The 14079-nt window shown below is 36.8% G+C and carries 12 protein-coding genes; 5 read left to right on the top strand and 7 right to left on the bottom strand.

The annotated features are described in order from the left end of the window. Positions 1-35 precede the first annotated feature (35 nt). Genes LEP1GSC203_RS00600 through LEP1GSC203_RS00585 form a run of 4 tightly spaced genes read left to right on the top strand, consistent with a single transcriptional unit; the run spans position 36 to position 2752 of the window. Positions 36-611 carry a hypothetical protein gene (locus LEP1GSC203_RS00600; RefSeq protein ID WP_051064126.1) on the top strand — a complete coding sequence of 192 codons (576 nt, stop codon included), beginning with the start codon at positions 36-38 and terminating at the stop codon, positions 609-611. Next, positions 601-1134 carry a hypothetical protein gene (locus LEP1GSC203_RS00595; protein ID WP_002971715.1) on the top strand — a complete coding sequence of 178 codons (534 nt, stop codon included), beginning with the start codon at positions 601-603 and terminating at the stop codon, positions 1132-1134. Before LEP1GSC203_RS00600 ends, LEP1GSC203_RS00595 begins: the two co-directional genes overlap by 11 nt. Continuing rightward, entirely contained in the window at positions 1131-2045 is a 915-nt protein-coding gene (locus LEP1GSC203_RS00590; protein ID WP_002971642.1) for an alpha/beta hydrolase family esterase, read from the top strand. The genes LEP1GSC203_RS00595 and LEP1GSC203_RS00590 overlap by 4 nt, the downstream gene beginning before the upstream one ends. Continuing rightward, positions 2042-2752 (top strand): SDR family oxidoreductase, encoded by a 711-nt coding sequence (locus LEP1GSC203_RS00585; RefSeq protein ID WP_039936862.1) that lies wholly within the window; start codon positions 2042-2044, stop codon positions 2750-2752. Before LEP1GSC203_RS00590 ends, LEP1GSC203_RS00585 begins: the two co-directional genes overlap by 4 nt. A 5-nt stretch (positions 2753-2757) precedes the next feature. Here the strand turns inward: LEP1GSC203_RS00585 and LEP1GSC203_RS00580 are convergent, their stop codons facing one another. Genes LEP1GSC203_RS00580 through LEP1GSC203_RS00560 form a run of 5 tightly spaced genes read right to left on the bottom strand, consistent with a single transcriptional unit; the run spans position 2758 to position 7760 of the window. Beyond that, complete coding sequence (locus LEP1GSC203_RS00580; RefSeq protein ID WP_002971857.1) at positions 2758-3270, bottom strand: Crp/Fnr family transcriptional regulator; 513 nt, start codon at positions 3268-3270, stop codon at positions 2758-2760. Next, complete coding sequence (locus tag LEP1GSC203_RS00575) at positions 3260-3694, bottom strand: Crp/Fnr family transcriptional regulator (RefSeq protein WP_002971686.1); 435 nt, start codon at positions 3692-3694, stop codon at positions 3260-3262. The genes LEP1GSC203_RS00580 and LEP1GSC203_RS00575 overlap by 11 nt, the downstream gene beginning before the upstream one ends. Then, positions 3694-5631 carry an ankyrin repeat domain-containing protein gene (locus LEP1GSC203_RS00570; RefSeq protein ID WP_002971839.1) on the bottom strand — a complete coding sequence of 646 codons (1938 nt, stop codon included), beginning with the start codon at positions 5629-5631 and terminating at the stop codon, positions 3694-3696. Before LEP1GSC203_RS00570 ends, LEP1GSC203_RS00575 begins: the two co-directional genes overlap by 1 nt. After that, positions 5628-7190, bottom strand: coding sequence for a peptidoglycan DD-metalloendopeptidase family protein (locus LEP1GSC203_RS00565; RefSeq protein WP_002971833.1), 1563 nt, complete (start codon positions 7188-7190; stop codon positions 5628-5630). The genes LEP1GSC203_RS00570 and LEP1GSC203_RS00565 overlap by 4 nt, the downstream gene beginning before the upstream one ends. Positions 7191-7241: 51 nt before the next feature. Beyond that, the gene (locus LEP1GSC203_RS00560) at positions 7242-7760 is read right to left on the bottom strand and encodes a helix-turn-helix transcriptional regulator (RefSeq protein ID WP_002971604.1); all 519 of its coding nucleotides are present in this window, start codon (positions 7758-7760) and stop codon (positions 7242-7244) included. A gap of 219 nt (positions 7761-7979) precedes the next feature. On the opposite strand from LEP1GSC203_RS00560, the gene LEP1GSC203_RS19415 reads away from it, so the two are divergent. Beyond that, positions 7980-8246, top strand: a complete 267-nt coding sequence (locus LEP1GSC203_RS19415; RefSeq protein WP_232225687.1) for a hypothetical protein — start codon at positions 7980-7982, stop codon at positions 8244-8246. 1 nt (position 8247) lies between these two features. Here LEP1GSC203_RS19415 and LEP1GSC203_RS00550 read toward each other — a convergent pair whose 3' ends face one another. Continuing rightward, positions 8248-10335 carry an adenylate/guanylate cyclase domain-containing protein gene (locus LEP1GSC203_RS00550; protein ID WP_002971745.1) on the bottom strand — a complete coding sequence of 696 codons (2088 nt, stop codon included), beginning with the start codon at positions 10333-10335 and terminating at the stop codon, positions 8248-8250. Then, a complete protein-coding gene (locus LEP1GSC203_RS00545) occupies positions 10332-14069 on the bottom strand; it encodes an adenylate/guanylate cyclase domain-containing protein (protein ID WP_002971639.1) in 3738 nt (1245 codons plus the stop codon). The genes LEP1GSC203_RS00550 and LEP1GSC203_RS00545 overlap by 4 nt, the downstream gene beginning before the upstream one ends. Positions 14070-14079: the final 10 nt, after the last annotated feature.

Here is a 14079-nt window from a genome sequence, read left to right as displayed (position 1 = left end):
AAAATACAATTAATAGCAGTTTGGTGTTTATTCTAATGTTTTCTGTTTGGTCATGTTCTGTTTTTTATTCTTCGGAAAGACCTAAAGTGGACTTTTCTAAACATATCAAAGATAAATCACTAAGTTATGAATTGATTGGTTGGGATGATGAAGCAGATCGCAGGAGAATTTCTTACATACTTGCTGCTCTCCAGTCCTCTGGAAAATTTACTTCAGTCCAATACCAAAATCAGGTTAAGACTGATGCACATGTACAAATTATACTAGAATCAAGTCCTAGGTTTAAAATATTTTTAGGGGAAGCAACTGAGCCATTATCATATTTACCGGAAAGAAATCCGGAAAGATTTGGAGTTTATTTACTCAATCGCTTTTTAGCGATTAGTACATTTTTTGTCATTCCAGATATTGATCGAGATGATGACTATTTAGTCTTTCGATTGAGTAAAAAAGGAAAATTCGAAAAAGAATACCGATATCCAATGGAATCCTATCGAGTGTTTGGTTGGATTTCACTTCTTTTGATGTGGGGTGATGATAGGAAGGAATGGAAACCTATCCTAACAGAAAAAGTATCAAAGTTTTTAGGAGATACTCAGGATGAACTGTAATGGAAAGATACTAAATTTGTTTCAGGTTGTATTAGTTATTTTTTTTCTGAACTGCGCTGCATTTCCGGATCCAGTCACTTCCAAAGAACGTAAAACTCATTCCTTCGGAAAAGAAAAAGTCAGGATCGTTTTTATAGGTTTCTATCGGTATGAACAAGAAAAAAAAATGATTCTGGAAAGATTGTCCACTGCAGGAATCACTGAAGATCCTAACTCTAGTTCCGAGGTGGAAGTAATCCTTCAAAAAAAAGAACCAGTGTATAAATATCTATTTTTGCATCGATTGAATTTTTTGTTAACTTTTTTATCAGGTGGAATGGTTCCCTCACATATCAGAACGGAACAAACTCTTACCTTTCGCTATTCTAAACTAGGTGTTGTTGAGGGTGAATCCACATACCAAATTGGGATGGACCAGTGGAGGGGAATTCCTGTTGTTATTTTTATGATCACTCAATGGCCCAATCGAATTTATAAAGAACAATTGATTGATGCTACGGAATTGGAGATAAAAGAAATATGAGAAACCTCTATTCAATTGTTCTTTTCTTATTGGTTTTGTCTTGTATGGGATTGAATCGAAAATTGTTGCAAAATGAAAAGTTAGACTTTATTGAAATTCAAAACAACAAAAGAACTTATATTGTCCATTACCCAAAACAATGGGATGGGTCGCCGATACCTTTGTTAGTTGCCTTACATGGTAGATTCGGATCTGGTTCTTCAATGATCAAACAAACTAAATTGGATCTCTTAGCAGATACAAAAGGTTTCATTGTTGTGTTTCCTGATGGTTTTAAAAGAAGTTGGGCTGATGGGCGAGGAAATACTCCAGCGGATGAAAACCAAATCAACGACATTGCATTCATTGAATCAATGGTGAAACGATTGATTGCAGAAGGTTCAGTTAACCCAAAGAAAGTATTTTTGGTCGGCCATTCTAACGGTGGATTTATGGCTCAACGAATTGCTGCCGAGAAACCTGAATTATGGAAAGGTGTAGTGAGTGTTGCCGCACAAGTTTCAGTTTTTACTCTCAAAAGGAAATCAAATTTAAAAACAAATCCAGTTTCAATAGGAATTATCGCTGGAACAGATGATCCGTTAGTTCCATTTAGTGGTGGTTATGTGAGAGATGGTGGTGAAATTTTATCTGTCAATGATTCTATTTTACGTTGGAAAGAGTGGAACCTTTGTAATGACATATTAACTACAAAAGTTCAAACTTTCCAAGAAGGACTTTCTGAGATAAAAATTGATTTTTATCGGTATGAGGTTTGTGCTGAAAATACAAAAGTTGGTATGATTCAATTGAATGGACTTGGTCACAGTTGGCCTGGAGAAACACCTATGATTCCTTTTATAGACCAAGGCAAAACAACAAAAGTTATTGATGGTTCTAAACTTGTTTGGGACTTTATGGAAAGTTTGTGACAGTTACAAAGGTAGCATTAGTGACGGGAGCTTCACGCGGGATAGGACTTTCTATTTCGCAAAAGTTGGTTTCTTTAGGGTATAAGGTTTATGGAGTATCAAGAAATCCTGAAACCTGCGTTTATACCAATGAATTATTTCATTTAATATCTTGTGATCTAACCAATACCAAACAATTGGATCAGTTATTGGATCGTATACCTGATAGAAAAGAAATTAGTATACTTATACATAATGCTGGGCTTGCTTATTTTGCTCCTGTAGAGGAGTTGTCTTCAGAAAAAATTCGTGAGATGATAAGTCTCCACATAACTGCACCAATGTTACTAACTAGTCAGTTGACTCGTATTCTAAAGGAAAATAAAGGACGTATTGTATTTATAGGTTCAGTTGCAGGTAATGAAATTTCTCCTTGGGGGAATGTTTATGCATCTCTAAAAGCAGGAATCCATCATTATGCTAGAGAGTTATTTTCTGAGTTGCGAAAGTTTGGTGTTAAAGTTCATTTACTCATCCTTGATATTACAAAAACCGATTTTTATAATCACTTGAATTTTGAACCTGACGAGGATCCTAAGTCTTATTTGTTACCAAATCAAATTGCGGAGGTAGTTGAGGAATTAGTAGTGGGAGATCGTGGTTGGGTGATTCCTGAAATTCAGATTTCTCCAGAACTCTTTAAGCTAAAACGTAAAAAACAAAACTAACTATTTCACTCTCCTACAGGAGTTGCGTTATCTGAAAATGGGTCTACGGATGTTGCAGATCCACTACCTTCTGGGATTTCACTTGAATTTGAACTTGGCACCACTTTAGCTATCATTGTATCTTCGTCTTCTTTGCGTTTGATGGCACGAATTTTTCCATCGGTCTCATAAAGTCTTTCGATTACCTTTTTTAATAAAAGAAATAAAAACTCGGGACTTTCTTGGCTCATCTGAACAAATGTGGTTCGATTGATGATTCCCAGTTTTGCAGTTTCCGAAACAACTACAATGGATGCTGCCCTTGGACTATTATTGATAATAGCCATCTCTCCAAAAAACTCACCAGGAAGGATACTTCTAAGTTTGGCATGTTTGCCTTCAATTTGTTTGTAAATATCCAATTGTCCTTCAAACAAAAAAAACATAGCACCGTTAGACGGAACTCCTTCTTTAAAGAGAACCTCTCCTCTTTTGATGTTAATCATACTTAGTTTTGCAAGAGATTCTTTAAGTCCCATCACTTGACTCCGTAAGATCTTTTAATTTTTGTTCTGCTTCAATTAAACGTTCTACATAAGTTTGTAATAATGCATAAACAAACATTGGATTTGAATTTGCGATACGTGTTAAATTTTGTTTGTCTAAGATACCAAGTTGTGCTCGGTCAGATTCTATAAATACTGTCATAGCTCTTGGGTGACTTGAAATGAGAGCTATCTCGCCAAAAAATTCTCCAGTAGAAAGTTTACGCACTTCATGGAAATTTCCTTGATCGGGTGCTCCCATTCCTACCGAAAGTGTTCCACTCAGAATGAAATACATTTTTTCGTTAGATGGTTCACCTTCTCTTACTATGATTTCTCCTCGTTTGAATGTCTTTGTAGGGACAGTATTAACGAAGTCAAAGATGTTGATTCGATTATCTTTTTTAGGAATGGACATTAAAGGCCGCGGTAAATCTCAATCAGTTCAGGTATTTTCTTATCCTCCGCATATTCCAGAGGAGATTTTCCTGTTTTATCTTCAATTTTAGAATCTCCGCCATTTAAAACGAAAACTCTAGCTAATTCCAAAATGGAATCACTTTTACCAGGATCAAACTGGATTGCTAGTTCGGAAAGTATAGTTTTCCCTAATTTATCCTGTTGGTTAATGTTCGCTCTTCTTTCTACTAGGAATAGTACTAATTTCTTATAACTTTCTGTTTGGATATTCTCTCTAGAGGTTAAAAACTTTTGAATCGCTTTATGTAAAACAGTAAGACCATTGTTGTCTGTTAGGTTAGGGTCAGCACCTAAGGTAATGAGTTGAGACATGGTATCCATACGATTTCGATTGAGTGCAATATGAAGAGCACTTAACCCACGTTTGTTTTTTGTATTCGGGTTCACACCTTTCGTGATCAAAAGTCTGATTGTTTCGTCTGCAAATTTTTGTTCTTTTTTATCTATCTCTAACTTACATACAGTGGTGATTAAATTTTCTCCCTCTTCGTTTAAGGATTGGAGATCCGCACCTGCGGTGGCTAATAGTTTAAATGCCTCAGCATCTTTTCTTTCAATCGTTGAAAAAATCAAACTAGAGCCATCTTTTTGTTTGTGGTTGGGATTCGCTTTTTTTGATAAAAGAAACTTCGCAATGGATACTTGTTTGTTTTCTAAAGCTAATGAAAGTGGTGTTTCATTTGTTTTTTGGTTTAAAACATCTACCGGAACATTTCTTTTCACTAACTCTTCTACGATCTTTTGTCCCGATTTTCTAGAAGCTAAATGTATCGGAAGGTATCCAGTAATATTCGGTGTCATCACATCTGCATTTTTCTGTATAAGAATTTCAGCAACGGACCATTTAGATGTTTCAATCGATTCTTCTAAAGGATTTTTATTTGTAGAAAGAGTTTGGTTGGGATTGGCACCTGCATCTAAAACTAGTTTTAAAAGATTTGAATCGTTTTTTTGTAACGCAAGTTCAAATAGAGTTTTTCCTGCCAGATTTTTAGAATCGACAACCAGTCCTTTTTTAAGTAGTAAGCTGACTGCGGTTAGGTTTTTCTTTTCCACTGCATAAAAAAGTAAAGATTCACCATCTGGAGTTTTAGCATTAACATCGGCCCCTCGGTTCAAAAGAATTTCCAATCCTTGTGTAAATCCTTTTTCTATGGCAAATATTATTGGACGTATGGACTTAGTGTCTTCCGTGTTTGGATTTGCATTAGAGTCTAAACTTAAGTTTAAAAGTTTAATATTCTTTTGATCAATAGAAACAAAAACAGGTGTCCGACCAGTTAAGTCGGGAAGGTTGATATCTGCCCCATTTTGAAGAAGATAGGTGATGGAATCTATTTTTGATTTTTCGAATGCTAAGTAAAGTGGTGATTTTCTTGGATTGTTCCTTAAGTTTACATCTGCTTTGCTTTCTACAAGTAACTTCTGTACGGCGAGATTTGCTTTCAGAACGGCTACGTGTAATGCTGTATTACCATCAGCATCGTATGCATTGAGGTCTGCACCTTTTTCTACTAAGGTTTTGATTTGGTTTGTAAAACGAGATGTCACAACATAGTGTAACAATGTTTTGCCGGATAAATCTCTTTTGTTGAGATCTGCCCCTTGGCTGAGTAAAATTTCAAAATGTTTTGGTTTGTTTTTTTCCACCGCAAGGACGAGGAGAGTTTTTCCTGATTCGTCACTGGCATTGATGTCACCACCATTTGTTATGGCTGTTTCAAATTCCTTTACATTGCCTTTGGATAAAATCTGAACCATGTCGGGAATGACAGCAGTTACCGATGTTGTTTCGGCTACGTTTTCTTGAGCAAAAATGCTACTGGAAGAAATGAGTAGAAGGATAATACTAAAAGTAATCAGATTATGTTTCATTTGGGTAAATAAGCATCTGGATCCAACGCTTGTTGATCAGGGCCTTTCCTAACTTCAAAATGTAAATGTGGGCCGGTGGATTTACCGGTGTTTCCTACCTGACCAATGATATCCCCAGATCGGACACTGTCACCTTCTTTTACTTGGCGTTCGTTTTGGTGTGCATAGTAGGTAAAAATATTGTTTTTGTGGCTTAAAATGGTAAGCATCCCATAACCACCGCTAGTTGTTATGGTTCTCCAAACCTTTCCGTCACTCACTGCTTTAATGGGTGTACCAATGGATGCAGGCAAATCAATTCCTGAATGGAAAGCTCCAACTTTTCCTGTCACCGGATCCACTCGGGTTCCAAAGTTGGAAGAAACATAACGATCGTTATCTACTGGAATCTGAAAGTATTTTGAAATATCATCATTGTCAACGAGAGGGCCACGTTCTTTGGAAACAAATCCGCCAAACACCCAACCTTCCCATTCATCATTCCAAGAAACATAGATCCATTTGGAACGAACTCCACCTATGGTTTCTATTTCTTTTTTTGTATCTATGATTTTAATTTTTTCATCACCGGCAATGGTTGTGATCACCGAACCATAGTCATTTGGTTCATCTCGCATACGTAAACTTGTGGAGCGAACATATCGTTTCTCCCCAGTTTTTAGTTCATCAGGATTTTCTTGGGGATAAGAGATTTCGCCTGGTTGGACCTCATATGATACAACTTCAGAGGCACTTAAATATCCACCAAACACCCATCCGTTGCCATAAGCCGAGGAGACTTGGTGCCAATTTGAAGTAATCCCATCTATGGTTTCTTCTGTTGCCGTGGAAGTATCGATTTTTACTTTGAGTCCTTTGGGTAACCTTGCTACTACATAGGCATTTACATCAGGTTCTCCTCTCATATTGAGAGAACTTGCCTCCACCCACATATCTTTTCCTTTTTTTGAATCAGAATAACCAGTGCTAGGTGATTCAGCAATTCGACCAGAAAGAGAAGATAAATCTAAAGAAAGACCCTCTGTGTTTCTGGATTTAACTGCGGGTTTGTTTGGAGAAAGTAAGTCTTGAGTGATATATCCTTCTTGTTTGGTTTTGGTTCGAACAAGAACCCAATGCGATCCTTCTTTTTTGGAGGTTACATCTTGTTTTAAAACCATAACAACTTCTAATGAATCGCCTTTTTTTACCTTTACTGAGGATCGAGAAGAAGGATGAAAGATCGGTTCTAGTTGGAGATAAAAACTTTCAGAAGCAACTGCTGAAATAGATTTTGATTTTTTATCTTTGGCACCTGGTGCGCTGTTATGATCCGAAATTCCTTCGGCTTGTTTTAGATCGATTGGAGAGGAAGAAATTTTGAGTCCAGGGTATTTGGATTGTACTCGATTCACAAAGTCATTGTATTTCTGAAGAATTTCTTCCTGTTTTTTTTGATTCGCAGTAACAAGGCCCGACTGTCTTTGTTTGTCCCTTTCCTCTAGTGAGGTTTGAGAGAAAATTGACGAGGTACAAAACAATAGAAAAATACACGTTAAAAGGATTCTCTGATTTTTCATAAAACAAGCTATAAATAACCAAAGAAAACAGGAACGGTCAAGGTTTTTTGTTTAATCTTCCTCAGGTAACAAAGGAGTTAAAAAATAAGAAATAAATTCCAATTTTCCTCTCATTGAGGATTTTTCGTAAATCGAAGCAGTTTGATTTTCAATGGTACGTAAGCTTTTTTTTCGGACAGCCGCGATTTGTTTTTGGGAAAATCCACGTAATAATAGGATCGCAATTTCCGTCTCTGCTTCAGACAAATTCCATTCTTCCATTTGGGCTTTTGCCTCGGCCCAAAACCCCAGTTCTGGATTTTTTAAGATCCGATTGGTGCGTTTTAGGTCATGGATTTGAGACTTGGCTTGTACGTTTTCCACAGCTTCTGCTTTTAATTCTTTGTAAAGGATAAAGACCACAAGAAAAGAGGAAAGGGCAATGAAGGACTCTACAGTGGCAATGACGATTCGAAATCGATCAAAATACTCAGGTGGGTTGGTTAGTGTGAAAATTTCTTCAGCAATCCAAACAATGAGAGATAAAACGTAAAAACCTAAAAAAAGAATTCTTACCTTGCGAGTGTCCATATTTCTATCTTATCTTTGCAACTAGTCCCTGTATAAGCAAGTCCGATTCTTAGGTAGTACCCACATTTGCGGGTATCCTCCATGGTAAGATTACTTAAAATATGAGATCCTAACTACATGAACCGATGGATGTTAAGATTTGTTTTTCTTAGCTTGGGATTTGTATTGGCATTTACAGGTTGTTCCAATTCAAAAAACTTTGAGACAAGATCTCAGTGTATGGATAGGTGTGTTCGCGAACAATATGTATGTGCTTTGGCAGTAGCACCTCAATTGGACAATGCCACGGCAGCGACTGTGACTTGTGTTAGTTTGTATGTAATCTGTTATGAAAAATGTCCAGTGGCATCAACAAGCAGAACTACAACTACCACAAGATCCAGCAGTTCCTCTTCTGGTTCGGGCAACAAAGGTGGAAGTAGTTCTAGTTCTAGTTCAGGGTCAGGTTCCGGTAGTGGTTCCAGTTCCTCGGGAGGTGGTCACTAATTTAAGAACCTGTTTGTCGGTAGATGATCTTAGCACCGATTTGCAAATTTTTATATAAATCCAAAAAGATTTGGTTGGGTACCATTCCTTCTACATCTCTTGAAAATTCAGGACGGAGTCGCTTTAAAAAATACATCCCAAGTTCTCCCTTGTTTTTGGCTTTTATCTTTCCGCGGTATTCACATTCAAAAAAACGTTTTACCTTATCGTAAGTGGTTTCTGATAAATTGATTTCGCCTGCATCACCTGAACTTTCCATTCGACTTGCTGTGTTGACTGTATCTCCCCAAACATCGTAAGCAAATTTTGTTTTACCAACAACACCTGCAACTACAGGTCCCGTATGAATACCAATTCTGATTTCCCAGAATTCTTGACCTAACATTTGTTTGAAGGACCTGATTTGTGTCATAAAGGATTTGATTTCCATAGCAAAGAGGCAAGCATCCACTGGGTGCGTGAAATTCCCTTGCGGGATTCCACCGGCTGCCATATAAGAGTCGCCAATGGTTTTTAATTTTTCAAAATTGTGCCTTACCGCGATATCATCGAATTGAGAGAAACATCCATCTAATTGTTCGATAAGATCTTCAGGAGAAAGAGATTCCGCAGCCATTGTGAAGTTTTTGAAATCGGTAAATAGGATACTTACCGATTCGTATTCCATAGGTGCCACTTCTCCTCTTTCAATCAATTCGTCAGCTAAATCTCCTGGCAAAATGTTTCGAATGAAATGAAGAGTTTTTTCTCTTTCATTTTCTAAATCTCGCCTAAGGTTAGCATTGTGAATTGCACCTGCTACTTGTTCACAAAATGAAGTAATTTCTGAGAATTCGTCTTTGGTCCAGTCTTGTTCTCTTGTAAGTCGAGTGACACAAATAATGCCAATCGTTTGCCCTTGGACAACGAGTGGGATTTGTCCAAATAATTCTAGTTTGAAACTATCTACAATGGATGTGTCAATCGCAGACAATTGTTTCCATTTGATCGATTTTTTTAAGTAAACAGGTTTTTGTTTTTCATAGGTTCTGAAAAGTGAACCTATGTTTGGTGATAAAACTGGCCGAAAGGTTCTAAGGAAATTACTTACTAGAAGTCCTTTGTTAAAAACTTCTGCACCTTCCATAAGAGGAACAAGAGCATTCGTTTTAGGATCTACTAGAAGGATGAATCCTAATTCCACACGATGGTTGGTTTTTAGATAAGTAAATACCTCTCTCGTGATATCTTCAATTTGTGAAAATGAGTTTATTTTGCGATTGAATCGGTGTAAATTTTCTAACTTCAATCGATTGATTTCGATATTTTCCTTTTCTCTTTGGATTGTAATGTTTCCCTGTTTGAGTTCGTTGAGTAGATATCCAGTTTCAATGGTTCCTGCTATGTAATCGGCAATTATTTTAATCTGATTTAATTGTTGTTCGGTGAGTTCAAAAATTCCCGAATAATCCAATAAATCTAATGTTCCGATAAATTTGTTACGTAAGTATAGGGGAACAATCAAAAGAGATTTTAAATTAGCTGATTGTTTGTTTGCAAGTTCGACACCTTCTGTCTTGTACGATTCAAAATCTTGAATATAAAAACTTCTTTTACGTTTGCGAACGTAGGCATGTGCATACATAGTTACAAAAGAATCGGAAACAGGAATTTTCCGTCCCATAATTTCTTCCTTTACTTTTTCTGTCAGTTCTTCCGGAAAATTACTATGAAAGAATTCTAAGGCTTCTTCCTCTTCTTTATAAACATACAAAAGGTAGTGGGGGACTTTGAATTTTTCTCTAATATATCGACCTAAAATTTTTAGAATATCTTTTAAGTCTGAAGCGGAATTGATTTCCCTTAGTAAGCCATCTAAATCAGAGAGTTGGGAATAGGAATCTACCAGTTTGTCAGAAAACTCTTCTGAAATAGATTTTGTATTTATCAGTTCTTTTTCTTTTTTGAGAAGGTCTTCTTTGAGTAAATTCAATTCGGCCTGGTATACTGTGATTGTATTGTCTCTTTCTTCCTTTTGTTTGTACAGAGCAAATATCCAATACAATATACTTACAAAAAGAAGGCCAATTCCAAAAAGTAGGTAGATCATTTGATTAGAATTTTGGCTCCGCGTTTTTGTTGCGTATACAATCTTCCAAATTTTTCGTTAGGTAAAAATCCTGTATCATCAGACAAGTCAGGTTTTAAGGATAATAATTCATAAATAGGGAACTGGTCACCTTCGTATGTATTGATTTGGCGTTGGTTGTCTATATGGAATAGGCGTTTCACTTTTTCCATTGTCTCCAAAGAGATGTTGATGGGAACACCCACCCCTCCACGGCGGATGGCTTGGGTTTGTGTCACAGTTTTTCCCCAAACATCATAATTAAACTTTGATTTGCCGATGACTCCTGCAACTACCGGCCCGGAATGGATAGCGATGGTGATTCCATTGGGACGGAATGGGATGTCCCTAAAGTCTTCCATCATTCGTATTACTTCGTTTTTGATTTGTAAGGCGGCAAGACAAGCATCCACTGCATGGGTAAAATTTCCCACAGGAAGTCCTCCTGCTGCTAAATACATATCTCCGGTCATACGAAGTTTTTCCATACCTTGGGCTTTGATGATTTCATCAAATCGTGAAAAATATAAATCCAATCCTTCAATCAGTTCTTCGGGAGTGAGTTGTCCTGTGATCTGTGAAAATCCAGGAAAACTAGTCATTAAGAGAGTTACGTTTTCAAATTCTACAGGATTGACTCTCCCTTTTTTCTGTAATTCTTCAGCTACGTTTTTAGGAAGGATATTGAGTAAAAGGGAATCGGATCTTTGTTTTTCTTCCTCAATTTTTTTGAGTAAAAAGTGGTTGTTGATGGCACTGGCAATGTGTTCGGAAACACCTACGATGGAATTTACCTCATCAGTAGTTAGTTGAATGTTTTCATCGCTGATACCATATACAGCCATAGCAACAACTTCATCATTGTTAACAAGAGGAGAGATTAGAAAACCTTTCATACCTGATTTTTCTGTTATTTGTTTGTCTATAACATACGGCATCGTTTTTGGAATGTGTTTCATATAGAAGTGGCGTTTTCTTTTAAAACATTTATATATGAACCCACTTTCTTCCCGGAGGGGAAAACGAAGGGATTTAAAATAATTTATGTTTTCATCAACTAACAAATCAAAGCCTGAGTGATTCAGGTATCGGAACTCGTTGTATTCTTTGTCTAAAAAATATAGGACACAATGTTCGATTTTGTAGTTTTTCCGAATGAATCCAAATATTTCTGCAAGGATGTTTTCTAAATTATTTTGAGAGTTTACGTTTTTTGCAAACTCATTCATCTTTTGGATTTCTGCCTTGGCTCGTTCGGATTTTTTACGTTCCTCTTCAGTGATTTGTAATAGAAGTGAGTTCTGAATTGCACCAGCAATTTGGTCACAAAATCCTGCGATCCTTCGGAGTACTTCTCTTGTGACTTCCATAGGTTTTTGGTAGGATGTGAAATACGCCATACCAATCACTTCATTCTGCACTACTAGAGGGACTGCAACAAAGGAAGTGAGACTGAGCTTTGAAAAAATTTGTTCGTCTAACTCGGATTCATAACGTTTGGGAGGTTTGGGAACAAACAAGGCTCGTTTTCTTAAATAAGTTTTGTAAATGATCCCCCCTTTTTCGTTTAATGGAACTCGGAAGGACTTAGCAAATAACAATTGTTCGTCTGTTGCATAAGTAGGGATGGTTGTATTATATGTGTATAATTCTTTTTTCTTTGTGTCGATGAGTTGGAGGAGAGTTGCTTCGATTTCAAATGTTTTTAGGATGTAATTAAACATCTCTTCAATGATTTGCGAAAGGCTTGATTCCGAATTGATTTTTTTTGTGAATTCGTTTAGTTTCACAACTTCGTTTTTGGCATTTTCCATTTGCATTCTTGCGTTTTCCGCAATGAATTTTTCACGGTTCATTTCTTCCACGAGAATGGAGTTGGTGACCGCTGTTGCAATGTTTTCCGCGGTATTTTCTACAAGTTGCAGTTGCATTCTAGAGAAACTAGTCCCTTTTTGTTCACTAAAAAGTGCCAACATAGCAATGACTTTGCCTTGTGAACTCAGAGGAATGATCATCCCAGGATGTTTTCCAATTAATTGTACAAATTTTTGGTTTGATTCGTTAAGACGTGATTCCCAAACTTTTGCAAATCGGAAGGGACGATTTCTTTTGTAAACATGATAAAATAATCCTGCACTCGGATCTAAAGGAAAACTCACTCCTTGTAATTTAGATTCTAACGCCAATCCGGAGTTAGGAGATACTACAGATTTGTGATAAATGATTTTTGAATTTTCTGCATCTACTAAAAGTAGAATCATTGAGTCGCAAAAAACTTCTTCATTCAAATAATCAAATGCTTTGGCGAGAATGCTGTCTAACTCAAGAGAGGTATTTAATGTTTTAGCAAATTCGTTTAGGCGTTCTATGTTTGCTTTGGAATTTTCTAATTCATGAGTTCTTTCAACAACAATGTCTTCTAGTCCTTCTTTCAGGATGTTTAGCTCTTTATTGGATACTTCTAATCTTTCTTTTAGTTTTTCAATGGAGAGGTAAGCTCTTGTGAATCCATAAGAGAGAATGTATCCTTGGAACAAAATAAATCCTAAAAATCCAAAAGGAGTCAGGTTCATTGTGTTGATTACATTGTTTTGGTATAGGATATCATGTACAACCGTTCCGAATACAAAACTAAATCCAATTAGAGAAAGACCTGCACCCACAGTGTCAGACCTGTAAGCCATGATGATGGCGATAGTGATCCTTACGCAGACTAAGATTAAAAAGATTTGGAAAAAATGGATTTGTGCACTGAAGATGGCAACTGGTAAAAATAAAGAGGCAAGAAACGGTGTAATTAGGATTCCAAGTACCCACATGGTTTTTTGGCCTACGGTATTGGGAAATACTAAGCGGTAAAAGTAGGCAAAAACAATAGTTGCTGTGTAGATGGTGGCAAATTCCAAGCGGATGAGAAAATCCATTGGCATATTGGGAAAGATATTAAGTATATTTCTTTCACCAATTGTTAGAAGGCGCATAACAATGAGTAAGCTGAATAGGGAAATAAAAAGACTGGCTTTGTCTTGTCTTCGCATCACAAACAAACCCAAATGATACAAGGCCCAAAGAAAAATACTACCGGCAAGAAAAGATGTAATTTGGTAACTACGATTGACTTTGTCGTATAACATTCGTCTTTCGCCTAGTTCCATACTTTCCCAAAACCCACCTTTGGAATAGTGGAAGTTGGAAATTTCATATACAATTTCTGTTTCACCAGAAACAGGTTCTAAATCCATAAGAACAGATTTATAAGATGGTTCAAAGTAATTGGGATTAATGCCGAAACTTCCTTGTTCTACAACCAGTTTGCCATTGATGTACAATCTGTATGCAGAGGAGAGATCTAAGTTGTGAAAGGCTAAAATCGGAGTGTTTTCTGGAAAAAATACTTTTAGCTTATATGTCGCATAACCAAATCCACCAAGAGGTTCCCCAAACCAGTCGACACCTTTCCAATTGGATGGTATTGTTTGGTAGATGTACTTAGGTTCCCTGCCGAGTTCGGTGTCAATTTGGATTCCTCTCTTTGTTTGTTTCCAATAAAATTCCCATTCCCCATCAAGGGTGATGTTTCCATCTTTAGAAAAATCCCATGAAGATAAGTCCATCATTCCTTCTTTCGCGATTGGTTTGTTGCGATTGACTTCCGCGCAGTCGGACAATCCAAAGAACACGCAAGATAGAAATAGTAAAATGGCTCTTTTCTTCATAGGTAGGCAC

It is taken from the genome of Leptospira terpstrae serovar Hualin str. LT 11-33 = ATCC 700639, from assembly GCF_000332495.1.
GTDB lineage: Bacteria > Spirochaetota > Leptospiria > Leptospirales > Leptospiraceae > Leptospira_A > Leptospira_A terpstrae.
This window is presented reverse-complemented; position numbering and strand designations above follow the sequence as displayed.